Origin of the sequence: Kineococcus deserti (genome assembly GCF_050871945.1) — a bacterium.
Classification (GTDB): Bacteria; Actinomycetota; Actinomycetes; order Actinomycetales; family Kineococcaceae; genus Kineococcus.
This window is the reverse complement of the sequence record NZ_JBJLSI010000007.1, coordinates 144,331-167,208: the sequence shown is the minus strand read 5'-3', so window position 1 is coordinate 167,208 and position 22,878 is coordinate 144,331. Positions and strand designations below refer to the sequence as shown.

Sequence of the window (22,878 nt, the reverse complement as noted above, 5' to 3'; positions counted from 1 at the left end):
CCCCTCGTGGGGTACGTCGTGAAGGTGTACCCGCGCTTCTCCGAGACGTTCGTCGTCCGGGAGATCGCGGCGCGCGAGGCGCAGGGGGAGCGGATCGCCGTCGCGAGCCTGCGCCCGCCGACCGACCCGCGGTTCCACGCCCTGCTGGCCGGCGTCACCGCGCCCGTCACCTGGATCGGCGAGAGCGGCGGCCGCTCCAGCACCACGTTGTGGAGTTCGCTGCGCGCGGCCCGGGAACTGCCCGGTTTCGACACCTGCCTCGACGAACTCCTCGCGGCCGACGTCGACGTCGCGGCCCAGGCCGTGGGGGTCGCCCTGTGGGCGCGGGAGGCGGGGGTGAGCCACCTGCACGCGCACTTCGCCTCGCTGCCGGGGCGCACGACGCGGCTGGCGGCCCGGCTGCTGGGGATCGGTTACACCGTCACCGCGCACGCCAAGGACATCTACGTGCACGGAACGGCGGACGCGGCCGCGCTGGAAGGCGTCCTGGCCGACGCCGCGGCCGTCGTGACGGTCAGCGACTACAACCTGCGCCACCTGCGGCGGCACCACCCGGCGGCCGCGACGGTCCGCGTCCACAACGGCCTGGACCTGGACGAGTTGTCCTACCGGGCGCCGATCGGCCGTGGACGTCTCGTCGCCGCCGTCGGGCGGTTCGTCGAGAAGAAGGGTTTCGACGACCTCCTGGAGGCCGTGCGGATCCTGCGCGCCGCCGGTGACCCGGTGCGGCTGGTGCTGGCCGGCGCGGGCCGGGACGAGGCCGACCTGCGGCGGCGCGCGGCCGGGCTCGGGAACGCCGTGGAGTTCCCCGGCCCGCTGCCGCAGCACGACGTCGTCGCGCTGCTGCGCCGGGCCGCGGTGTTCGCCGCCCCGTGCGTGGTGGCCGCCGACGGGGACCGTGACGGGTTGCCGACGGTGCTGCTGGAGGCGATGGCCCTGGGAACTCCCGTGGTGTCCACCCCCGTGACCGGAATCCCGGAGGCGGTGCTGCACGACATCACCGGAACGCTGGTGCCGCAACGGGACCCGGTCGCGCTGTCGGTCGCGTTGCGCCGGGTGCTGGACGATCCCGAGCTCGCGCGGGCGCACTCGCGGGCGGCCCGCACCCGGGTCGAGCAGTTCTTCGACGTCCGGCACCAGGCGGCGCGGCTGGCCGAGCTCACCGCGGACGCCCTGACCCCGGCGGGGGTGTCCTGATGCGGATCGTCCACGTGAGCCTGGACCCGGGGGTTCCGGTGTTCGGCGGCAAGGGCTGTTCGGTGCACGTGCAGGAGGTGCTGCGGGTGTTCGTCGCCGCCGGGCACGACGTCCACGTCGTCACCACCCGGCCCGGTGGAGCGGCCCCGGCCGGGCTGGAAGGGGTCCGCGTGCACCACGTCGAGCTGCCCGCGGGCCGGTCCCGCCGCGAACGGGAGGCCGACCTCGCCGTCGCCGACGTGCGCGCCGGGACGCTCGTGGCGGAACTGCTCGAGGGCGGGCAGGCGCTGGTGTACGAGCGGTACGCGCTGTTCGCCTGCGCCGTGCAGGAGGTGGCGCGGCGCGCGGGGGTTCCCGCGGTGCTGGAGGTGAACGCGCCGCTGCCGCTGGAGCAGGCGGCGCACCGCGGCCTGCACGACGTGGCCGGTGCCGACGAACGGACCCGGCGGGCGTTCGCCGCGGCCGGACGTGTCGTCGCGGTGAGTTCCCCCGTCGCGCACTGGGTGCGCCGGGTGGAACCCGCCGCCGACGTCGTCGTCGTCCCCAACGGCGTCGACACGACCCGGTTCGCGCCGGTTCCCCGGCCGGTGGACGGTGTGGTGCGCCTGGCGTTCGTCGGGGCGTTCCGCCCCTGGCACGGCGTCGACCTGCTCGTCGAGGCCGCCGGCCGGCTGACCGGCCTGCCCGGACCCGACGTCGAGCTCCTGCTCGTCGGCGACGGCCCGGGCCGGCCCGCGGCGTTGCAGCGCGCCGCCGAACTCGGGATCCGCTGCACGGCACCGGGTACCGTCGACCCGGCGGAGGTTCCCGCGTTCCTCGCACGGGCCGACGTCGCCGTGGCCCCCTACCCCGCGGCCGGCGGGTACTTCTCCCCGTTGAAGGTCGCCGAGTACCTGGCGTGCGGGGTCGCGACGGTGGCCGCCGCCGTGGGGGACCTGGCCGTCACCTACGCCGACGGCCGGGAGTTCCTGCTCGTCCCGCCCGGCGACGTCGAGGCGCTGACCGCCGCGCTGCAACTGCTGCGGACCGATCCGGACCTGCGCGGCGACCTCGCCGTCGCCGGACGGCGGGCCGTGGCCGCCCGCGGCACCTGGCGGCACGTCGTCGCCCGCTCCGTCGAGGGCCTGGGCGCGCCGGTGGTGGCGGCGTGACGCGCAGCCCGCTGCGGCGCACCGTGTCCCTGGTCGCCCCGCACACGAAGGGGTCGCGCGGCATCGCCGCCGGCGGGCTCGTCGCGCTGTTCGCCGAGGTCGCGTTCCGGCTGGCCGAACCCTGGCCGCTGAAGGTCGTCGTCGACCACGTGGTTCCGGCCGCAGCCGGTTCCCCGGGAGCCTCGGGAACCCTGCGGGTCGTCGTCCTGGCCGGCGTCGCCGTCGTCCTGCTGGCCGCCGGGCGGGCGGTGTGCGCCTACCTGACGGCCACGGCGTTCGCGATCGTCGGTTCGCGCACCACCACGCGGCTGCGCGCCGAGGTCCACTCGCGGTTGCTGCACGCCGCGCCGGGTTTCCACGCCGGGGCCCGCACCGGTGACCTCGTCACGCGCGTCGTCTCCGACGTCGGGCGGGTGCAGGAGGCCGCCATCACCGCCGGCCTGCCGCTGCTGGGCAGCGTGGTGACGTTCGTGGCGATGGCCGTCGTCATGGTCGTCCTCGACCCGCTGCTGGCGCTGGCCGTCGTGGCGGTGGTCCCGCTGCTGCTGCTCAACGGCCGGCGCAGCGGCCGCAGGATCACGCAGGCCAGTCGCGATGCCCGCCGGCGGGAGGGAACGCTGGCCGCCGACGCCTCGGAGGCGTTCGCGGGCATCGGTTTCGTGCAGGCCTACGACCTGCAGGACCACCACGCGCGGGCCTTCAGGGCGGCCGACGACAGGAACCTGCGCGACGGGGTCCGGGCCCGCCGGCTGGCGGCCGGCCTGGAACGCCGCGTCGACGTCCTCGTGGGCCTGGCGACGGCCGTGGTGCTCGTCGTGGGCGCGCTGCGGGTCACCGACGGCGCCCTGACCGTCGGGGAACTCGTCGTGTTCCTCACCTACCTCAAGGCCGCCTTCAAACCCGTCCGCGACCTGGCCAAGCACACCGGGCGCATCGCCCGCGCCACCGCCTCCGGCGAGCGCGTCGCCGACTGCCTGGACCGCGCCGACCCGCTGCCCGAGCACGACGACGCCTCGGCGCTGCGCCGGCTGCGCGGTTCGGTGCGGTTCGAGGGCGTCCGGGTGGAACGGGTCCCGGGCCGGGCGGTGCTCGACGGCGCCGACCTCGTGGTGCACCCGGGGGAGCGGATCGCGATCGTGGGTGGCAGCGGCACCGGCAAGTCGACGACCCTGCACCTGCTGCTGCGCCTGCTGGACCCCACGGCGGGGCGGGTCCTGCTCGACGGGCACGACGTGACGACGCTGCGCCGCCGCCAGGTGCGCGACCACGTCGCGGTCGTCCTGCAGGAACCCGTCCTGTTCGCGGCAACGGTGCGCGACAACGTCCGGCTGGGCCGGCCCGACGCCGACGACACGGCCGTCGAGGCGGCCGTGCGGGCGGTCGGGGCCCACGAGTTCGTCACCGCCCTGCCGGACGGGTACGACACGTTCCTCGCCGAGCGCGGGACGTCGCTGTCCGGAGGCCAGCGGCAGCGGCTGGCGATCGCCCGTGCGTTGCTGCGCGACCCCGGTCTGCTGCTGCTCGACGAACCCACCACGGGCCTGGACGCGGCCTCGGCGCAGACCGTGCTGGCGGCCCTGGAACGCCTCGCCGCGGGGCGCACGACGCTGCTGGTCACCCACGACCCCTCGCTGCTCGAGCGTTGCGACCGGGTCGTGGAACTGCGCGAGGGGAAGTTCACGACGGTGCGCTCGCGGGCGCGGGAGGTGGTGTCGCGGTGAGCGAGGAGAGCGGGTTCGACGCGCGGCTGGCCCGCGCCGAACCCGGCCTGCCGGGCGTGCTGACGGTGCTGGACACCGGACTGCTGCGCCGGTGGGCCGGCGCGCACGGCGTGGCGGTACCGGGGCTGCGGGTGGACCGGTTGCGGCACAAGCCGGCCACCTCGCTGCGGGCCGCGCTCGACCCCGGTGACGGCGGACCCTGGTGGCTGCTCACGGCCTACTCCGCGGTCGCCTGGCGCAAGGCCGGCAAGGACGTCCGCGCCGCCGAACGTGCCGGGGGCCGGGCCGTCGTCGACGAACGGCTGCGGCTGGTGCTGGCTCCCGCGGCCGGCGACCGGGCGCTGCCCTGGTTGCGTGGGCGGGCAGCGGGCCGGACGGTGGCGCACAACCCCGCACGACGGGCCGTCCTGCGGGAGACGAGCGCCGGTGTGGTCACCAAGGTGCACGCCGACCCGCACACCGCGGTGCGCAGCGCCCGGGCCGCGGACTCGGTGCGGCGCGCCGGGATCGTCAGCCCGGCCCTGGAGCTGGACGGCCGCCACGTGGCGGCCGCGCGGTGGGTGCCGGGGGCGCCCGTGCGGCCCGGAGCCGACCTGGGCGACCTGCTGGAGCGGATGGCGACGGCGGACGTCACCGGGTTGCCCGTCCTGGGCCGCCGCGACCTGGCGAGCGCCGTCGAGCGCGCCGCCGCCGGCACCCCGCGGCTGGACGCCGGGTTCGACGACCGCTTGCGGCGCACCGTGTCCGGCTGGCACCGGCTGGCCGGACGCGGCCGCGACCTGGAACCGCGGGGTTTCGCGCACGGCGACCTGTCCCCGGACCAGCTGCTGCAGACCGACGAGGGGGTGGTCGTCCTCGACCTCGACCGGGCCTGCCGCGCCCCGCGGGGGTGGGACCGGGCGTGCTGGGCGGCGGCGACGGCCCGGGAGGACGGGGGATCGCCGGTGCTCGTCGCGGCGGCCGCGCTGCTGCGTGCCCCTGAACCGTTCCGGCGGCGCCGGCCGGGCTGGGCGGCCGCGACCCGGGCCCTGGTCGAGCTGGCCGCACGGGCGGTGGCGTCGTGAGCGGGGAGGTGCGGTGGAGGCGCGTGTGGCCGCGCCGGCCGGGAGACCCCTCGGCCGGTCTGGTCCTGGAGGGCCGCGACGGGCGGGGCGGCGTGGTGGCCGGAACCGCCGACGGTCCCGGCCACCCCGTGCGTGTCCGCACCGTCGACCCCGGGCTGCCGGGGCTGGCCGGGCTTCCCGGCGTCCTGGTCGGGCACCGGTACGGCAAACGGGCCGTCCTGCGCCGGGAGGCGACCTTCGTGAAGCTCGCCTCCGCCCGCGCGACCCGCACGGCGCTGGACCGGCACGCGGCGCTGGCCCGCGCCCTGGGACGTCCCGGTGACCCTGCCCTGGTCGAGGTGCTCGCCGCCCGCGACGGCGTGCTGGAACTGGCCGCGGCCGAGGGTCACGACCTGAGCAGCACGCTGGACTCGGGGGACCTCACCGCCTGCGAACGCGACGGGGAACGCACCGGCGCGGCCCTGGCGGCGCTGGCCACCGCCCGCACGCGCGACCTGCCCGTCCACGACGCCGCGGCCGAGGTGGCCGTCCTGGAGCGGTGGGTCGCCGACGCGGTCGCCTTCGGCCTCGCCCCGCCCGCGCTGGCCGCGCGCGCCGCCGAGGCCGCCTCGGCGCTGGGGTCCGCGCCGGACGGCTGCGGGGAACCGCTGGTGCCCGCCCACCGCGACCTGCACGACGGGCAGGTGCTGCTGGGGGAGCGGGTGACGTTCCTCGACGTCGACACCGCGGCGCTGGCCGACCCCGCGCTGGACGCGGCGAACCTGCTGGCCCACCTCGACCTGGCCGCCGCCCGGGGCCGCCGGCGCGAGGCGGCGGCGCTGGAGCGGGGCGTGCGGCGCGGGCTGCCGGACCTCGACCCGGCCCGGGTGGCCGTCCTGCGCCGCGTGGCCCGGTGCCGGCTGGTCGCCGTGCACGCCTTCCGGGGGCTGCCGCCCGCGGTCGCCGGGGAACTGCTGGCCGCCTGACACAGTGGATCCGTGCGATCTCGCCTCGTCCGTGTGCTGGTGACCGTCGTCGCCCTCGGGGTGGTCCTCGTCGCGGCCGACCTGGCGGCGCGCACCTGGGCCACCGACCGGTTCGCCGCGGCGGTGCGCGAGGAGTACGACCTGCCCTCCGACCCGCGGGTCTCGGTCGCCGGCGGGTCGTTCCTGTGGCAGGTCGTCCGCGGCCGCTTCGACGACGTCACCGTGCAGGTCGACGACCTGCCCGCGGGGTCGGTGGCGCTGCAGGACGTCCGCGTGCGCCTGCCGGAGGTCGACGTGCCGCCGGCCGTGCTGGCCGGCCGGGGCGGGACCGTCGACGTCTCGGCGGGGACGGTGCGGGCGCACGTGTCCTTCGACGAGCTCGCGCGGGAGATCTCCGTCGGTGGGCTCGACGTCGCGCTGGCCCGGGACGAGGACGCCGTGCGGGCCTCCACGACCGTGCGGGTGCTGGGGCTGGGCCTCGACCTCGCGCTCACCGTCCGGCCCGCGCTGGACGGCGAGCTCGTGCGGCTCGAGCCGCTGCGTGCCGAACTGGCCGGCGCGCAGGTCCCGCTCAGCCGCGCCGAACGGCTGCTGGAGGCCGCGGGTTTCGACGGCTGGTCGATCGAGTTGTCGGACGTTCCCGAGCAGGTGCGGCTGGACTCGCTGCAGGTCGTGGACGACGGGATCGACGTCGACGGCACGGTGGTCGCCGGCGCCGTCGACGTGGGGTGAGGCGCGCCGCCAGCTCGCCGAGCGGGTTCCCGTCGCCCGCCGGCCTCCCCGCGAACCCCGGTGATCGAGGATGCGGCAGCGCCGATCGAGGATTCGACGCCGAGCGCCGGTCCGTGAGTCCTTGATCGCCGACGTCGAATCCTTGATCACCGGGGTGGGGTCCGGGGCGCCGGGGGAGGAGGGGCGGCGGTCCGCCGACCGACCGCCTGCCCTGCGGGTCGGCGCACGGCTAGCCTGTGGGGCCATGCAACCGAGCGTGCTCGACGTCTCCCCGGTCATCCCCGTGGTCGTCCTCGACGACGCGAGCGCCGCGGTCCCGCTGGCGAGGGCGCTGCTGGCCGGGGGCATCGGGATCGTCGAGCTGACGCTGCGGACCCCGGCGGCCCTGGACGCGGTGCGTGACATCGCCACCGAGGTGCCGGACATCCTGCTCGGCGTGGGCACGGTCGTCTCGGCCGACGACGTCGCGCGGGCCGTCGACGCGGGGGCGCAGTTCCTCGTCAGCCCGGGCACGACCCGCTCGATCGTGGAGGCCGCGCGCAGCCGGGAGGTGCCGCTGCTGCCGGGGGTCTCGACGGTCTCCGAGGCGCTGTTCGCGCTCGAACTCGGCCTGCACGAGCTGAAGTTCTTCCCCGCCGAGCAGGCCGGTGGGGCGGCGTTCCTGGCCGCGCTGCGCTCGCCGCTGCCGCAGGTGCGGTTCTGCCCCACGGGCGGGATCTCCCCGGCCAACGCCCCCGAGTACCTCGGGCTGCCGAACGTCGGGTGCGTCGGGGGCAGCTGGGTGACCCCGCACGACGCGCTGGCGAACCACGACTTCCACCGGGTGGAGGCGCTGGCGAAGGCGGCGGTGTCACTGCGCTGACGCGCGGGGTGGCAGGATCGGCGGGTGACCTACACCGCTGACGCTGGACGGTACGAGTCCATGCCCTTCCGCCGCTGCGGCCGCAGCGGCGTCGACCTGCCCGCGCTGTCGCTGGGGTTCTGGCACAACTTCGGCGACGACAAGCCGTTCCAGACCCAGCGTGACATCGCCCGTCGCGCCTTCGACCTGGGGATCACCCACTTCGACCTGGCGAACAACTACGGACCCCCCTACGGGGCGGCCGAGACGAACTTCGGCCGGTTGTTCCGCGAGGACTTCAAGCCCTACCGCGACGAACTGGTCATCTCCTCCAAGGCCGGCTGGGACATGTGGCCCGGCCCGTACGGGGACCGGGGCTCGCGCAAGTACCTCACCGCCTCGCTGGACCAGTCGCTGCAGCGCATGGGCCTGGAGTACGTGGACATCTTCTACCACCACCGTCCGGACCCCGACACCCCGCTCGAGGAGACGATGGGGGCGCTGGACTCCATCGTCCGTTCCGGCAAGGCGCTGTACGTCGGGATCTCCTCCTACGGCCCCGAGCGCACGCTGCAGGCCGCGCGGATCCTGCGTGACCTCGGCACGCCGCTGCTGATCCACCAGCCCTCGTACTCGATGTTCAACCGGTGGATCGAGTCCGGGCTGCTGGACGTCCTGGCCGAGGAGGGCGTGGGCTGCATCCCGTTCACCGCGCTGGCGCAGGGTTTGCTGACGAACCGCTACCTGGACGGCGTTCCGGCCGACTCCCGTGCGGCGCAGGGCAAGTCGCTGGACCCGCGCATCCTGAACGACGAGACGCTGCGCCGGATCCGTGGCCTGCAGGAGATCGCGGCCGGTCGCGGGCAGAGCCTGGCGCAGCTGGCGCTGGCGTGGACCCTGCGCGACCGGCGGATCACCACGACCCTCATCGGGGCCAGTTCGGTGCAGCAGGTGGAGGACAACGTCGCCGCGGTGGCGAACCTGGAGTTCTCCGAGGACGAACTCACGGCGATCGACGAGTTCGCCGTCGACTCCGGGGTCGACCTGTGGGCGGGCGTCCGCGAGGGCGGCGAGTAGCCCGGGGCCGGTCCGGCCCGCGGAACTGGGCGCTCAGTCCAGTTCCGCGGTGGAACGGCGGCGGCCGGTGCGCACCGGCACGAACGCGATGAGCAGGCCCAGGCAGGCGAACACCGCGTGCAGCGTGCTGATGGGCCAGTTCAGGTTCAGCGGTGCGCCACCGTCGAGCGCGGCGTAGGCGAAGAGGCCGGCGCCGGCCAGGAACAGGACGATGCCGTACCAGCGCGCTCGGCGGGCGCCGGTGCGCCCGAGCAGGCCCAGCACCCCCAGGACGACGTGCATCGCGCTGCTCAGCGGGTTCACGGCGAACCCGATGACCTGCTGCTCCAGGGTTCCGCCCGTCCAGTTCGAGAAGCCGCTGACGGCGAAGCCGGCCACGCCCAGGACGATCAGCAGGACCCCGGCGATGAGCGACAGGTGTTGTCCAGCCGTGGTCCGCGGGTGGACCGAGAGGTCGGCTCCCGAGAGGTTCAGGCTCATGACTGCTGGTTACCCCGGCGGCGTCTTCTCAAACGGCGCCGGTGTACGGTTCCCGGCGACACGGGGTGCTGCGTGCGGATCGCGCAGCTGAGATCACACCCGTCGAACCTGACGCAGGTAATGCTGACGAAGGGATGTCGCGGCATGGCAGCCGTTGAAGTGGCCGAGGTGAGCCCGCAGGACGTGGCCCGGGTCCGGGCCGCGCTCGTCGAGCGCGCCCCGCTCGTGCAGTGCCTCACCAACTCCGTCGTGCAGACGATCACCGCGAACGTCCTGCTGGCGGCCGGGGCGGCCCCGGCGATGGTCGACAACGTGCCCGAGAGCGCGCAGTTCGCCGCCGTCGCCTCGGCGGTGCTGGTGAACGTGGGAACCCTCGACGAGGTCCGCGCCCGGGCCATGGCGCTGGCCGCGGAGGCGGCGCAGCGCAGCGGGACGCCGTGGGTGCTGGACCCCGTCGCCGTCGGCGGGCTCGCGTTCCGCACGGGCGTCGCGCGGGACCTGCTGCAGTTCGCCCCGACCGTCGTGCGCGGCAACGCCTCGGAGGTCCTGGCGCTGGCCGGCGCCGGAGCGGGCGGTCGCGGCGTCGACTCCACGGCCGGTGCGGAGGAGGCGGTCGAGGCTGCTCGCGACCTCAGCCGCCGCACCGGCGGCGCCGTCGCGGTCTCCGGGGCGGTCGACGTCGTCGTCCACGGCGACCGCACGGTCCGCGTCCGCGGCGGGCACGTCCTGCTGACCCGCACGACGGGGGCGGGGTGCTCCCTGGGTGCCCTCGTCGCGGCCTGCGCCGGGGTGGAGGCCGACCCGCTGCTCGCCGCGGCCACCGCCCACGCCCACGTCGCCCTGGCCGCCGAACGCGCGGCCCGCCGTGCCGCACGGCCCGGCTCGTTCGCCACCGCCTGGATCGACGAGCTCGACGCCGTCGACGCGCCGGACCTCGGATCCGACACGGGACGGTTCGCGTGAGGGGCCGCTTCGAGCCCGCCCTGTACCTGGTCACCGACACCGAGCAGTGCGGCCCGCGCGGGGTGGCCGCGGTGGTCCGCGCCGCCGTCGCCGGCGGGGTCGACGCCGTGCAGGTCCGCGCCAAGCACGGCGCCGACCGCGACCGGCTCGCCCTCGTCCTGGCCGTCCAGGAGGCGTTGCGCGGCACCGGGGTTCCGCTGTTCGTCAACGACGCCGTCGACGTCGCCCTCGTCGCGGGCGTCGACGGGGTGCACCTGGGGCAGTCCGACCTGCCGGCCGCCGACGTGCGACGGATCGCCCCCGACCTGCTGCTGGGGTTGTCGGTCTCCACACCGGAACAGGCCGCGGCCGTCGACCCGGCCGTCGTGGACTACCTCGGCGTCGGCCCGGTCCGCGACACCGCGACGAAACCCGACGCCGCGGCCGAACTGGGCGCCGACGGGGTGCGGGCCGTCGTGGCCGCGGCGCCCGTCCCGTGCGTCGCGATCGGGGGGATCCACCCCGACAACCTGGACACCCTGCGCGGCACCGGCATCAGCGGGATCTGCGTCGTCTCGCAGATCTGCACCGCCGACGACCCCGAACGGGCCGCCCGGGAACTGCGCCGGCAGTGGGAGGGGGCGTGAGCCCCGCCCCCACCGCCCTCACCGTCGCCGGCAGCGACTCCGGCGGGGGAGCGGGGATCCAGGCGGACCTGAAGACGTTCGCCGCCCACGGCGTGTTCGGGACCAGCGCGATCACGGCGCTGACCGCGCAGAACACCCGCGGGGTCCGCGCCGTCCACCCGGTTCCGGCGCGGTTCGTCGCCGAGCAGATCGACACCGTGCTGGACGACATCACCGTGCACGCCACCAAGATCGGCATGCTGGCCGGCGCCGAGGTCGTGTCCGCCGTCGCCGAGGCGTTGCGGCGCCACGACCTCGGGCCCGTCGTGCTGGACCCGGTGATGATCGCCACCAGCGGGGACCGGCTGCTGGACCCCGCCGCCGTCGAGGCCCTGCGCGAGGACCTGCTGCCGCTGGCCGACCTGGTGACGCCCAACGTCCCCGAGGCCGCCGCGCTGCTGGGCGCCGACCCGGCCCGCACCGTGGAGGACTGCCGCCGCCAGGCCGAGGACCTCCTGCAGCGCAGCGGCACAGCAGTCCTGCTCAAGGGCGGGCACCTGTCCGGCGACGAGAGCGTCGACGTGCTGGCCACCGGCTCGGGCACCGCCCTGCTGCGCCGCCCGCGGGTGGCCACCACCTCCACGCACGGCACCGGCTGCACCTTGTCCTCGGCGTTGGCCGCCCAGGCCGCCCTGAACCCCGGCGCCGACTGGGGAACCCTCGTCGACCCCGCCCGCGACTACCTGCAGGCCGCTCTGGAGTCCGGCGCCCGACGGCGCATCGGCACCGGGCACGGCCCCCTCGACCACGCCTTCACCCTCCGGGAGCACTCGTGACGTTCACCGACACCACCTGGCAACGCACCGCCGACCTGCGTGCTGCGATCGAGGAGTCGCAGTTCCTGGCCGAGCTCGGCGACGGGACCCTCGACCCGGCGACGTTCCGGCACTACCTCGAACAGGACGCCCTCTACCTCGCCGGCTACGCCCGGGCGCTGTCGCTGCTGGCGGCTCGCGCCCCCGGCGCCGACAGCGCGGGTTTCTGGTCCAGCTCCGCGCACGGGGCGGCCGTCGTGGAGTCCGCCCTGCACGCCGACCTCCTGGACTCCGGGCTGCTGCCCCCCGCGACGGGCACCCCGCAGGCCTCGCCGACGACCCTGGGGTACGTCTCCTACCTCGTGGCCGCGGCCGCCACCGCGCCCTACCCCGTCGCCGCGGCCGCGGTCCTGCCGTGCTTCTGGATCTACGCCGACGCCGGCCGCCGGCTGGCCGCGCGCGCCGACCTGGTCGCGGCGGAGGGGCCGGGCCACCCGTACGCCCGGTGGGTCGCCACCTACGACGCCCCCGGCTTCCACGCCTCCGTCGCGACCGCACGTCGCCTCGTCGACGAGGCCGCCGCCGAGCACACCGAGGCCGTGCAGGAGGCCATGCACGAGGCGTTCGCCGTCGCGACCCGCTACGAGTGGCTGTTCTGGGAGACCGCGCACCGCCGGGAGACGTGGCCCTCGACCGGGGGGCTCGTCGCGGTGGGGTGAGCCGGCGGAGTGAGAGGCTCGGGGCGATGAACCAGGCAGTCCCCGTCCTCGAACCGACCGCGACGACGTCCGCGCGCGACCCGCTGCTGGACGGGTTGCGCACCGTCGCGCTGGGGCGGGTGCTGCTGTGGCACGCCCTGGCCTGGGCCTGGCTGTCCTGGGTCTTCCCGGCGATGCCGGTGATGTTCTTCCTCGCCGGGTCGCTGCTGGCCACCAGCCTCGGGCGTGTCCCGGGCCGGCGGAGCTGGGCGCGGACGGCGCTGCGGCGGGCCCGCCGGCTGCTGCTGCCGTTCTGGGTGTTCGGCGCCGCGGTGCTGGCCACCACCGCCCTCACCGCGCGGCGCAGCGGTGAGCCGCTGCTGCTGGAGCACTGGCTGCGCTGGATCGCGCCGCTGGCCCCGCCCGTCGGCGCACAGGGCCAGCAGGGCTGGCTCACCTCGCACCTGTGGTACGTCAGCGACTACCTGTGGCTCGTCCTGCTCGCCCCGCTGGTGGTGCGCCTGGCGCGTCGCCCGCTGCTCGTCGCCGCGGTCGCCCTGGCCGGGCTGGCCGTGCTGGAGGTGGGCCCCCGCTACGGCGTGCCCACCCTGACCGGGGGCTGGCGGACCGGGGTCGGCGACGCCCTGTGCTACGGCCTGTTCGCCGTCCTCGGCGCCGCCTGGGCCCGCGCCGTGCGCCGGCCGGGGCGAGGCGCCCTGCTCGTGGCGGCCCTCGGCGCGCCGGTCCTGGCGCTGGGGCTGACCCGCGTCGTGCCGCTGGAGCGCGGATCGCTGAACTCCTCCTACCTGCTGCTGGCCCTGGTCGCCCTCGGCTGGCTCGCGGCCCTGGGCGCGGCGCAGCAGCCGCTGCGGCGCCTGGCCGCACACCCGGCGGTCGCCGCCTTCACCCGCGGCGTCACGGCCCGGGCCGTCACCGTCTACCTGTGGCACCCGGCGGCCATCGTCCTGTCCCGCACGACCGTCGACGAGCTCTGGCCCGAGGCCCGCCTCCGGCTCGCCGTCCCCCTCGTCGTCGCCGCCTCGGTGCTGCTGACCGTCCTGGCCGTGCTGGCCGTGGGCTGGGTGGAGGACGTGGCCGGCGGTCGGCCCCCGCGCTGGTGGCCGGGCCGACGCCCCTTCCGGCCCGCGCTCGCGGTCTGCGCGCCGGTCCCCGTCGCGGCGGCGTGCGTGGCGCTGTCGGTGGCCTTCACCGGCGGCCCGAGCCCGTCGCTGCTGGCCATCCCCGGCCCCTCGGACCGCAGTGCGCTGACCCGGTCGGCGTTCGAGCAGGTCGCCGAACCCGAGGTCGTCCTGCCCACCCGCGAGCGGCCCCTGGCCGACCTGCCCGGGCAGGCCCTGCAGGCCGCCCTGGACGACTGGGTCGCCCGCACCGACGGCATCGACGCCGCCAGCGTGGGCGTCGCCTCCGGCGCGGCGCTGTGGGACACCGTCTGGGAGGGCACGAGCTCGGTCACCGTCGGCGAGGGGCTGCCCGCCGGTGAACCCGTGCTCGCGGCGTCGCTGACCAAGGGGGTCACCTCCGCGCTGGTCCTGCAGGAGGCCGCGCGCGGGACGATCGACCTGGACGCCCCCGTGCCCGACCTCGAGGGCGTTCCCGCCGGCGCCGCCGTCACCCCGCGCCAGCTGCTGCACCACGCCGGCGGTCTGCCCCAGTACACCGACGCCCCCGGCTACGACCCCGAGGTCGAGCACACCCCCGCCGAGCTCGTCACGCTGGCCGTCCAGGCACCGTCGCTGTCCGCCGCGGGCACGCAGGTGAGCTACTCCAACAGCGGGTTCCTGTGGCTCGGGCTGCTGCTCGAGCACGTGACGGGACAGTCGTACGCCGACCTGGTGGCCGAGCGGATCGCCGGACCGCTGGACCTGCCGACCTTCGCGGTCGACGACACCGTCGTCCCGGGCTGGGTGGGTTTCTCCTCCGGGGGCATCGTCGCCTCCCCGGGCGACCTCGCCCGCTGGCAGGGCGCGCTGTTCGCCTCCGACCTCGTCCTCGACGAGGCCTCGCGCGCCCAGCTCGTCGACCTGGCCCCGCTGAACGTCGGCCTGGGGGTGTGGCCGTTCTGCCCCTGCGGCACCGCCACCTCCGGAACCCGGTGGGCCACGGGCTGGGGACAGGTCGTGAACTCCGGCGGCGCGCTGGCCCACCCGGCCGAGCACGTCGCCGTCATGGCCTACCTGCAACCCGAGGGCCCGCGAGCCACCGAGACCATGCCCGACCTCGCCGAGACGTTGCTCACGGTGCTGCCCGGCCGGGTGGGCCCGCCCGGGGGTGCGTGAGAAGGTCGAACGGGTTCCGCGCCGGCGGAACGGGTCCGAGGAGGAGAACAGCGTGAGCCAGGGTTCCGTCGTCGTCGTGAACTGCGGCAGTTCGTCGGTCAAGCTCGCCCTCGTCGACCCGGTCACGGGGGAGCGGACGCTGAGCTGCCTGGGCGAGCGCATCGGCAGCCCCGACGCGGTCGTGCACATGACCACCGCGAAGGGCACCCGCACGATCACCCCGGCCGCCACCACCCACCGCGGGGCGCTCGCGCACGTCCTGCAGCGCCTGCTCGACCTCGACCTGCCGCCGCTGCTGGGCGTCGGGCACCGCGTCGTGCAGGGCGGGGCGGTGTTCCGCGGGTCGGTGCGCATCGACGACCGCGTCCTGGCGCAGATCCACGAACTGTCCGCCCTGGCCCCGCTGCACAACCCCGCCAACGCCTCGGGCATCGAGGCCGCCCGCGCCGTCCTGCCCGACCTCGAGCACGTCGCGGTGTTCGACACCGCCTTCCACCAGACGATGCCGGAGACGAACTACCGCTACGCCGTCCCGGCGCAGTGGTACGAGGAGTTCGGCGTCCGCCGCTACGGCATGCACGGCACGAGCCACCGCTTCGTCAGCCAGCGCGCCGCGCAGATCCTGCACGAGGCCGACGGGCGCGACCCCAGGGACCTGAAGATCGTCGTGGCCCACCTCGGCAACGGTTGCAGCGCAACGGCTGTCCTGGGCGGGCGGTCGGTCGACACGACGATGGGCCTGACCCCGCTGGAGGGTCTGGTCATGGGCACCCGCTCCGGCGACCTGGACCCGGCCGTCCTGGAACTCGTCGCCGACCGCACCGGCCTGGGGGTGGGCGAGATCGTGGGGCAGCTGAACTCCTCCTCGGGGCTGCTGGCGCTGTCGGGACTGAGCAACGACGTGCGGACGCTGTCGCAGAAGGCCGCCGAGGGGCACGCCGGCGCGACCCTGGCGCTCGACGTCTTCGTGCACCGCGCGGCCAAGCACATCGCGGGTCTGACCGTCTCCCTCGGCGGCCTCGACGCACTCGTGCTGACCGGTGGGATCGGTGAGAACGCCAAGAACGTCCGCTCAATGCTGCTGACGCGGCTGCGCCACCTCGGCCTGGTCGAAGACCCCGCCGCCAACGACGAACACGGCCGCTCCTGCACGCCCACCGGGCGCATCACCGTCGGCGGGCCCGGCCCGCTGGCGATGGTCGTGCCGACGGACCAGGTACTGCACAGCCCCCGCGACACCGGGGCGCTGGTCGAGGAGCGCTGTGGGGCGCCGCCCGGGGTGGGCACCGTTGACGCATCGGGCCGGTAGGTCCGGCCCGATGCGTCAACGATCCCCAACCGGCGACCCAACCGGCGACCCAACCGGCGACCCAACCGGCGACCCAACCCGACCTGTCCGCGACCGCCCCGCCGTCGCCGTCCGGCCCGCGGTGGGAGAAGGTGAACCCATGGCCCGCGTGCTGCTCGTCGTTCCCACCGGCCACGGTGCCGGGCTCACCTCGACCTGCCTGGGACTGGTGCGCGCCCTCGACGCGCGCGGCGTCGCCGTCGGTTTCCACAAACCGCTGGCCCAGCCGACCCGCGGGAACGACGCCGACCGCTCCGTCGCCCTGGTCCGGCTGACCACGGCGCTGGACCCGGCCGAACCCATCGCGGCCACCCGGGTCGTCGAACGCCTCTCGCGCGGTGAGGTCGACGACCTCATGGAGGAGGTCGTCGCCGCGGCCGAGAAGGTGCTCGCCGCCCACGACGTCGTCGTGGTCGAGGGGCTGGCCCCCTCGGCCGACCAGGTGTTCTCCGGCCGGGTCAACCAGGCGCTGGCCACCGCCCTGGACGCCGACGTGCTGCTCGTCGGCTCCGCCGGCCTGGACGGGGCCGAACCCGGCGCCCCCGAACGCATCGCCGAGGACATGGCCGTCACCGCCGGCACCTACCGGGCGGGGGAGGCGCTGCGCGTCATCGGCGGGGTGGTCTCCCGCTGGCCCGTGCCCGAGGACCCCGAGACGGCCGTCGCCCGCATCGCCGCGCTGCGCGGGGCGCTGGAGCACCACGGCATCCCGCTCGTCGGCGCCGTGCCCTTCCGCGGCGACCTGACCTGGGCCCGGGTGCGCGACCTCGTGCACGACCTGGACGTCGAGGTGCTCACCCACGGCGACCAGGGCCGGCGCATCAAGGAGGTCGTCGTCGCCGCCCAGGCCGTGCCCGGCATGCTGCCGCTGCTGCGCGAGGGCCGGCTCATCCTCGTCCCCGGCGACCGGCACGACGTCGTCATGGCCACCTGCCTGGCCGCGCTCAACGGCAACCGCCTCGCCGGCCTGCTGCTGACCGCCGGTGTCGGCATGGACCCGCGCGTCGCCGAGCTGACCGCCGCCGCGGCCGCCACCGGGCTGCCCATCCTGCGCTCGGACCGCAGCACCTACGCCACCGCCACCGCCGTCAACCGGCTGGACCCCGAGGTCCCGGCCGACGACGCCGAACGGGCGCTCGCGGTCAGCTCCACCGTCGCCGACGCCCTCGACCCGGGGTGGCTGGCCAGGCTGCCCACGCCCTCGCACCGGCCGCGGCTGTCGCCGGCCGCGTTCCGCCGTCGGCTGACGACGCTGGCCGCCGAGCGGGTGCAGCGCATCGTGCTGCCCGAGGGCACCGAACCGCGCACCGTCCAGGCCGCCGCGATCTGCGCCCAGCGGGGCATCGCCCGCCCCGTCCTGCTCGGCCACCCCGACGAGGTCGCCTCGGTCGCGGCCGGGCTCGGGCTGACGATCCCCGACGGCGTCGAGGTCCTCGACCCCGCCGGGCTCGTCGAGAGGTACGTCGACGTCCTCGTCGAGGCCCGCAAGCACAAGGGCATGCAGCCCGACGTGGCCCGCGACTCCCTGGCCGACCCGATCTGGCTGGGCACCACGATGCTGCAGGCCGGCGACGTCGACGGCCTGGTCGCCGGCGCCGTGCACACCACCGCCGCGACCGTTCGCCCTGCGCTGCAGATCATCCGGACCAAGCCGGGCGCGCGGCTGGTCTCCAGCGTGTTCTTCATGTGCCTGCCCGACGACGTCGTCATCTACGGCGACTGCGCCGTGAACCCCGACCCGGGCGCGGAGGACCTGGCCGACATCGCGCTGCAGTCGGCGGCCTCGGCGCGCGCCTTCGGCATCGAGCCGCGGGTGGCGATGATCAGCTTCTCGACCGGCTCGTCCGGCTCGGGGTCCAGCGTCGACAAGGTCGCCGAGGCGACCCGCATCGCGCGCGAACGTGACCCGGATCTCATCATCGACGGACCGCTGCAGTACGACGCGGCCGCCGTGGCCTCGGTGGCGGCCTCCAAGGCCCCCGACTCACCGGTCGCCGGTCGCGCCACGGTCTTCGTCTTCCCCGACCTGAACACCGGGAACACGACGTACAAGGCGGTGCAGCGCAACGCAGGTGTCATCTCGGTGGGGCCGATGCTGCAGGGGCTGGCCAAGCCGGTCAACGACCTCTCGCGGGGCGCGCTGGTCGACGACATCGTCTACACGATCGCGCTCACGGCGATCCAGGCCTCGCGCGGCTGAGCGGGCCGGCGGGGCGGTCGCGGGGAAGGGTTCGGGGCCCGGGCCTGTTACGCTTCTCGAGACGGTCTGATGCCGTCCACTCAGCGGGCGAGCCGCCCGCGAGGTCGCTTGAGTCCCATTCCTCAGCATCTGCGTCGTCTGGCGCGCCCTGGGGACGGACCGCCGTGCGGCCGACGAGCCCCACGTGGAGTTCAGTACCCCATGCCCCAGTACGACGACCGTTCGTACCGTTCCAACCGTCCCTCGCGCAACGACGAGGGCGGCTACCAGCGCCGCGAGTCCCGCGGCTACCGCTCCGAGGACCGCGGCTACGACCGCGGTGAGCGCTCCGGCTCCTCCTACGACCGCGACGACCGTCCCCGCTCCGGCGGTGGGTACCGCGGTGGTCAGGGCGGCTCCAGCTACTCCGGCGGCGGCTACTCCAGCCGTGGCCAGGGTGGCGGCGGCTACCAGGGCCGCAACGGCGGTGGTCAGGGTGGCTACCGCGGCCGCAGCAGCCGCAGCGGCCCGCCGCGCAGCCCCCGGTCCTTCGCGCCCTCGGCCACCGAGCAGGCGCTGACCGCCGCCGAGCAGCTCGAGGTCGTGGAGCAGACGTTCTCCGAGCTCGGCCTGCCCGACGAGCTCGTCGCGGCGCTGGAGCGTCGCGGCATGACCGCGCCGTTCGCCATCCAGCAGCGCGTGCTGCCCGACGGCATCGCCGGCCGCGACATCCTGGGCCGCGCCCGCACCGGCTCGGGCAAGACCCTGGGCTTCGGTCTGCCCATGCTGGCCCGGCTGGCCCAGGGTGGCCGTGGCCGCATCACCGGCGCCCCGCGCGGCCTGGTGCTGGTGCCGACCCGCGAACTGGCCATGCAGGTGGCCGACTCGCTGCGCCCGCTGGGTGACGCGCTCGACCTGCGCATGTCCGTCGTCGTCGGCGGTGTCCCGTACGGGCGCCAGATCGCCGCGCTGCAGCGCGGGATCGACGTCCTCATCGCCACCCCGGGCCGCCTCGTGGACCTCATCGACCGCGACGCCGTCTCCCTGGGCGAGGTCGACGTGGCCGTCCTGGACGAGGCCGACCACATGGCCGACCTCGGCTTCCTGCCCAACGTGCGCGCCATCCTCGAGGGCACCAAGCCCGGTGGGCAGCGGATGTTCTTCTCCGCCACCCTCGACCGCGGTGTCGAGGCCCTGGTGACGGACTTCCTGACCGACCCGGCCTTCCACGCCGTGCCGGCCGACCCCGAGGCCGTCGGGCAGATGGAGCACCGCGTCTTCGCCGTGCGCCCGCACGACAAGCTGCCGATCCTGACGCAGATCAGCCAGCGTCCCGCGCGCAGCATCTTCTTCGTGCGGACCAAGCTGGGCGCCCAGCGCCTGGCCGACCAGCTGGCCGAGGCCGGCGCGCCGGCCGAGGCGATCCACGGCGACCTGCGCCAGGCCCAGCGCTCCAAGGCGATCGACGCGTTCTCGCGCGGGGAGACCCGTGTCCTGGTCGCGACCGACGTCGCCGCCCGCGGCATCCACGTCGACGACGTCGACCTCGTCGTGCACGTCGACCCGCCGAACGACCACAAGGACTACCTGCACCGCTCCGGCCGCACCGCGCGCGCCGGCGCCAAGGGCACCGTCCTGGCGATCGCGCTGCCGGACCAGGTCCGTCGCTACGGCTGGCTGCACCGCGACGCCAACGTCACGGCCAACGACGTCGAGCACGTCCTGGCCGGCGACGAGGCCGTGACCGCGGTCGCCGAGTCCGGCGAGCCGGTCGAGGTCAAGCCCCGCAAGGTCGAGACCCGTGAGGGTCGCGGCCCGCGTCGCGGCGGCCCGCGTCGCGACGGCGGTTTCCGCGGTGGCCCGCGTCGCGACGGCGGTTCCCGTGGTCCCCGCCGTGACCGCGAGGGCGGCTTCCGCGACGGTGGCCCCCGTGGTGAGGGCGGCTACCGCGGCCCGCGCCGTGAGAGCGCCCCGCGCGACTGAACCACCTGCTGCGCAGGGTGAGCGGGCCCTCGGGCCCGCGCCCTGCGCGCACCCGCACGACCGACGCCCCGGTCGGACCCTCACCGGTCCGGCCGGGGCGTTTCGTCGTTGCCGGGTGGACCCGGGTGGACCGGGGTGGCGGGGCGCCGGGGCAGTGGTGAGGATGGGGCGGCCAGACGTCCGCAACCGTGGAGGAACCATGCCCACCCGTACCGCACGCACCGCCTGGAACGGCACCCTGGAGCAGGGGTCCGGCCAGGTCGAGCTGTCCAGCTCCCAGGTCGGGACCTACGACGTCTCCTTCCCCAAGCGCGCCGCCGAGGACGCCGGGGGCACCACCAGCCCCGAGGAACTCATCGCCGCGGCGCACTCCTCGTGCTTCGCCATGCAGTTCTCCGCGCTGCTGGCCGAGGCCGGCGGCACCCCCGAGAGCCTGGAGGTCGTCGCCGACGTCTCGCTGGGCCCGGACTCCGCCGGTGGGTTCAGGCTCACCGGCATCACGCTCAAGGTGACCGGCGAGGTGGGCGGCATCGACAACGACACCTTCGTCAAGACCGCGCAGGCCGCCAAGGAGACCTGCCCGGTCTCCAAGGCCCTCACCGGTGTCGAGATCAGCCTCGACGCGTCGATGGAGTCCTGAACCGCACCGCACCGGACGCAGCGGGCCAGCGGCGCCGTCGTGGGGCCGCTGGTTCCGCGCGACGTCGGCGGGGTCGCTCACCGGCTCGGCGTGGGCCGGGGCACGATGACGTCGTGGAGATCCCGACGCCGCACGTGCTGGTCGACCCGGACCTGCTCGAGGACAACCTGGCCCGGACGCGGTCGGCCCTGACCGGGCTGGCGGTGCGGCCGCACGCCAAGACCCACAAGTCCCTGGAGATCGCCCGGCGGCAACTGGCGGCCGGCGCCGTCGGGCTGACGGTGGCGACGGTCGCCGAGGCCGAGGTGTTCGCGCAGGTCTGCGACGACCTGTTCATCGCCTACCCGCTGTTCGTCGACGAGGCCCGCGCAGCGCGGTTGCGCGCGCTGACCGGACGCGCGCGGGTGAGCGTCGGGCTGTCCGGAACCGCGTCGGTGCCGGCGCTCGCGCGGGTTCCGGGGCTCCGGGTGCTCGTCGAGGTCGACCCCGGGATGGGCCGCAGCGGTGCACCCGCCGCTGCCGCCGGAGCGATCGCGGCGGCGGCCCGGGACGCCGGCCTGACCGTCGAGGGGGTGTTCGCGTTCCCCGGCCACTCCTACTCACCGACCGGCCGGGCCGCGGCCGCCGCCGACGAAGCGCGTGAACTCGCCCGCGCCGTCGACTCGCTGGCCGCGGAGGGGATCGCGGCGCGCGTCGTCAGCGGCGGGTCGACGCCGTCGGCCGCGTTCGCCGACGCGGGCGTCCTCACCGAGTACCGGCCCGGCGTCTACGTGTTCGGCGACGCCCAGCAGTGGGAACTGGGCAGCATCGCCCCCGAGCACATCGCGCTCACCGTGACCTCCACCGTCGTCGCGCGGTTCGCCGACCGGATCGTCGCCGACGCCGGCAGCAAGGTGCTGGGCGCCGACCGCCCCGCCTACGCCTCCGGGTTCGGCCGCCTGCTGGACCACCCCGAGGCCCGGATCGCGGCGCTGTCGGAGCACCACGCGACGATCACCGGCCTCGACGTGCCCGTCGGGACCCGGTTGCGGCTGGTGCCGAACCACGTGTGCTCGGCCGTGAACCTCGTCGACGAACTGCAGGTGGTCGGCGGTCAGACCTGGGCGGTGGACGCGCGCGGCTGCAACACCTGAGCCCCGGCGTCGAGGCGGCGGCGGGCCACCTCCGCGTGCGGCCACTGCGCGATGCGCCGCGGCAGCACCGGTCTGGCGGCCCGCAGGAGTTCGCGGGTGGCGGTGGCGACGACGCGCCGGCCACGGGTGCGAGGGGTCCCGTAGGCCACGGCCAGCGGTTCGGGCAGGACGTCGGAGGTGACGCTGCGGACCAGTGCCGCGATCCCCGGCAGCGGGGGAGCCGTGCGCTGGGTGAGGACGTCGGCCGCGACCCGGCGGGCGGCGTCGGTCACGACCAGCCGTCGCAGGGTGCCGGCGAAGTACTCGTCGAACTCGGCGACGGTGCCCGGCAGGACGTCGTCGGGGACGGCGAACAGCCGGGCGAACGGTTTGGACTCCTGCCAGTGCCGTTCGCGCTCGGCGGCGGACAGCTCCAGCCCGGCGTACCGGTGCGCCACCCGCCGTGCCGTCCACACCAGCGTCGCGTGCACCCACAGCGCCAGGTGCGGGTCGTTCGCGCGGTAGGGGGTGCCCGCGGGCGTTCCCGGGCTCCCGGTGCGGGTGACGCCGCGCACCCGGGCGTGCTGCCTCCCGACGGAACGCGCCATCTCGTGCGCCTGCGCGGTGTCGCCGAACGCGACGGTCAACGCGGCCTGCAGCGTTCCGAGCAACCGCCGCGCCGGTCCGGAGGTGTAGTCGCTGTGCACCGCAACGCCTTCGGCGACCAAGGGGTGCGCCACCTGCAGCAGGATCGCCGCGGGCCCGCCGAGGACGACGGCACGTTCGGCGTGGACCCGGCGGAACGGCCCGCCGGGTGGGCACACCCCCGGGTCGCCGGGAACGCCCGGGCCGGGCGGGGGCGGGAACACCGCGGACAGCGGCAGACGTGGCAGTTTCCGGTCGGGAGACACCTTCCGATACTGCGCGGAAAGCACACCGTCCGCCCGCCCGACCCGCCTCCACCCGGTGGGGAGCACACGTCCCGCCCCGGGCGGGCACGTTCCCGGGAC

20 protein-coding genes and 1 riboswitch are annotated in these 22,878 nt (G+C 75.7%); of the genes, 18 read left to right on the top strand and 2 right to left on the bottom strand.

The genetic code is table 11. From position 1 onward, the window contains the following. The first annotated feature begins 6 nt into the window (after positions 1-6). The 8 genes from ACRYR2_RS08245 to mgrA all read left to right on the top strand — a co-directional run bounded on the left by ACRYR2_RS08245 (position 7) and on the right by mgrA (position 8,748). Entirely contained in the window at positions 7-1,197 is a 1,191-nt protein-coding gene (locus ACRYR2_RS08245; protein WP_432562355.1) for a glycosyltransferase, read from the top strand. Continuing rightward, positions 1,197-2,348, top strand: coding sequence for a glycosyltransferase family 4 protein (locus ACRYR2_RS08240; protein WP_432562354.1), 1,152 nt, complete (start codon positions 1,197-1,199; stop codon positions 2,346-2,348). Before ACRYR2_RS08245 ends, ACRYR2_RS08240 begins: the two co-directional genes overlap by 1 nt. Further along, the gene (locus ACRYR2_RS08235) at positions 2,345-4,069 is read left to right on the top strand and encodes an ABC transporter ATP-binding protein (RefSeq protein WP_432562353.1); all 1,725 of its coding nucleotides are present in this window, start codon (positions 2,345-2,347) and stop codon (positions 4,067-4,069) included. Before ACRYR2_RS08240 ends, ACRYR2_RS08235 begins: the two co-directional genes overlap by 4 nt. Further along, positions 4,066-5,133 carry a protein kinase family protein gene (locus ACRYR2_RS08230; RefSeq protein WP_432562352.1) on the top strand — a complete coding sequence of 356 codons (1,068 nt, stop codon included), beginning with the start codon at positions 4,066-4,068 and terminating at the stop codon, positions 5,131-5,133. The genes ACRYR2_RS08235 and ACRYR2_RS08230 overlap by 4 nt, the downstream gene beginning before the upstream one ends. Beyond that, positions 5,130-6,098: a hypothetical protein gene (locus tag ACRYR2_RS08225; protein WP_432562351.1), complete on the top strand. Its 969-nt coding sequence runs from the start codon at positions 5,130-5,132 to the stop codon at positions 6,096-6,098. The genes ACRYR2_RS08230 and ACRYR2_RS08225 overlap by 4 nt, the downstream gene beginning before the upstream one ends. Positions 6,099-6,110: 12 nt before the next feature. Next, positions 6,111-6,830, top strand: coding sequence for an LmeA family phospholipid-binding protein (locus ACRYR2_RS08220; RefSeq protein ID WP_432562350.1), 720 nt, complete (start codon positions 6,111-6,113; stop codon positions 6,828-6,830). 244 nt (positions 6,831-7,074) lie between these two features. Then, on the top strand, positions 7,075-7,692 hold the full coding sequence (eda, locus tag ACRYR2_RS08215) for a bifunctional 4-hydroxy-2-oxoglutarate aldolase/2-dehydro-3-deoxy-phosphogluconate aldolase (RefSeq protein ID WP_432562349.1): 618 nt from the start codon (positions 7,075-7,077) through the stop codon (positions 7,690-7,692). Positions 7,693-7,716: 24 nt separating this feature from the next. Beyond that, positions 7,717-8,748, top strand: coding sequence for an L-glyceraldehyde 3-phosphate reductase (mgrA, locus tag ACRYR2_RS08210; RefSeq protein ID WP_432562348.1), 1,032 nt, complete (start codon positions 7,717-7,719; stop codon positions 8,746-8,748). Positions 8,749-8,781: 33 nt separating this feature from the next. On the opposite strand, the gene ACRYR2_RS08205 is transcribed toward mgrA, so the two are convergent. Beyond that, positions 8,782-9,228 carry a DUF4383 domain-containing protein gene (locus ACRYR2_RS08205; protein ID WP_432562347.1) on the bottom strand — a complete coding sequence of 149 codons (447 nt, stop codon included), beginning with the start codon at positions 9,226-9,228 and terminating at the stop codon, positions 8,782-8,784. A 51-nt stretch (positions 9,229-9,279) separates the two neighbouring features. Beyond that, positions 9,280-9,380: riboswitch (TPP riboswitch) on the top strand. Between ACRYR2_RS08205 and thiM the strand changes: the two genes are divergently transcribed. The 10 genes from thiM to ACRYR2_RS08155 all read left to right on the top strand — a co-directional run bounded on the left by thiM (position 9,373) and on the right by ACRYR2_RS08155 (position 21,889). Then, positions 9,373-10,191: a hydroxyethylthiazole kinase gene (gene thiM / locus ACRYR2_RS08200; RefSeq protein ID WP_432562346.1), complete on the top strand. Its 819-nt coding sequence runs from the start codon at positions 9,373-9,375 to the stop codon at positions 10,189-10,191. Its footprint overlaps the riboswitch before it by 8 nt. After that, on the top strand, positions 10,188-10,817 hold the full coding sequence (thiE, locus tag ACRYR2_RS08195) for a thiamine phosphate synthase (protein WP_432562345.1): 630 nt from the start codon (positions 10,188-10,190) through the stop codon (positions 10,815-10,817). The genes thiM and thiE overlap by 4 nt, the downstream gene beginning before the upstream one ends. After that, entirely contained in the window at positions 10,814-11,632 is an 819-nt protein-coding gene (gene thiD / locus ACRYR2_RS08190) for a bifunctional hydroxymethylpyrimidine kinase/phosphomethylpyrimidine kinase (RefSeq protein WP_432562344.1), read from the top strand. Before thiE ends, thiD begins: the two co-directional genes overlap by 4 nt. Then, on the top strand, positions 11,629-12,330 hold the full coding sequence (locus ACRYR2_RS08185) for a TenA family protein (protein ID WP_432562343.1): 702 nt from the start codon (positions 11,629-11,631) through the stop codon (positions 12,328-12,330). The genes thiD and ACRYR2_RS08185 overlap by 4 nt, the downstream gene beginning before the upstream one ends. 26 nt (positions 12,331-12,356) lie before the next feature. Continuing rightward, on the top strand, positions 12,357-14,606 hold the full coding sequence (locus ACRYR2_RS08180; protein WP_432562342.1) for a serine hydrolase: 2,250 nt from the start codon (positions 12,357-12,359) through the stop codon (positions 14,604-14,606). 52 nt (positions 14,607-14,658) lie between these two features. Further along, positions 14,659-15,915 carry an acetate/propionate family kinase gene (locus tag ACRYR2_RS08175; protein WP_432562341.1) on the top strand — a complete coding sequence of 419 codons (1,257 nt, stop codon included), beginning with the start codon at positions 14,659-14,661 and terminating at the stop codon, positions 15,913-15,915. A 139-nt stretch (positions 15,916-16,054) separates the two neighbouring features. Then, a complete protein-coding gene (pta, locus tag ACRYR2_RS08170) occupies positions 16,055-18,154 on the top strand; it encodes a phosphate acetyltransferase (RefSeq protein ID WP_432562340.1) in 2,100 nt (699 codons plus the stop codon). 201 nt (positions 18,155-18,355) lie between these two features. Continuing rightward, a complete protein-coding gene (locus tag ACRYR2_RS08165; RefSeq protein ID WP_432562339.1) occupies positions 18,356-20,116 on the top strand; it encodes a DEAD/DEAH box helicase in 1,761 nt (586 codons plus the stop codon). Between the two features lie 199 nt (positions 20,117-20,315). Then, complete coding sequence (locus ACRYR2_RS08160; RefSeq protein ID WP_432562338.1) at positions 20,316-20,756, top strand: OsmC family peroxiredoxin; 441 nt, start codon at positions 20,316-20,318, stop codon at positions 20,754-20,756. 119 nt (positions 20,757-20,875) lie between these two features. Next, the gene (locus tag ACRYR2_RS08155) at positions 20,876-21,889 is read left to right on the top strand and encodes an alanine racemase (RefSeq protein ID WP_432562396.1); all 1,014 of its coding nucleotides are present in this window, start codon (positions 20,876-20,878) and stop codon (positions 21,887-21,889) included. Here the strand turns inward: ACRYR2_RS08155 and ACRYR2_RS08150 are convergent. Further along, positions 21,850-22,779 (bottom strand): oxygenase MpaB family protein, encoded by a 930-nt coding sequence (locus tag ACRYR2_RS08150; protein ID WP_432562337.1) that lies wholly within the window; start codon positions 22,777-22,779, stop codon positions 21,850-21,852. The two genes, ACRYR2_RS08155 and ACRYR2_RS08150, sit on opposite strands and share 40 nt — an antisense overlap. Positions 22,780-22,878: the final 99 nt, after the last annotated feature.

Coding starts and splice junctions, on each gene's coding strand:
- ACRYR2_RS08240 (WP_432562354.1), top strand. CDS start 1,197: ATGCGGATCGTCCACGTGAGCCTGGACCCGGGGGTTCCGGTGTTCGGC.
- eda (WP_432562349.1), top strand. CDS start 7,075: ATGCAACCGAGCGTGCTCGACGTCTCCCCGGTCATCCCCGTGGTCGTC.
- ACRYR2_RS08205 (WP_432562347.1), bottom strand. CDS start 9,228: ATGAGCCTGAACCTCTCGGGAGCCGACCTCTCGGTCCACCCGCGGACC.
- thiM (WP_432562346.1), top strand. CDS start 9,373: ATGGCAGCCGTTGAAGTGGCCGAGGTGAGCCCGCAGGACGTGGCCCGG.
- ACRYR2_RS08180 (WP_432562342.1), top strand. CDS start 12,357: ATGAACCAGGCAGTCCCCGTCCTCGAACCGACCGCGACGACGTCCGCG.
- pta (WP_432562340.1), top strand. CDS start 16,055: ATGGCCCGCGTGCTGCTCGTCGTTCCCACCGGCCACGGTGCCGGGCTC.
- ACRYR2_RS08165 (WP_432562339.1), top strand. CDS start 18,356: ATGCCCCAGTACGACGACCGTTCGTACCGTTCCAACCGTCCCTCGCGC.
- ACRYR2_RS08160 (WP_432562338.1), top strand. CDS start 20,316: ATGCCCACCCGTACCGCACGCACCGCCTGGAACGGCACCCTGGAGCAG.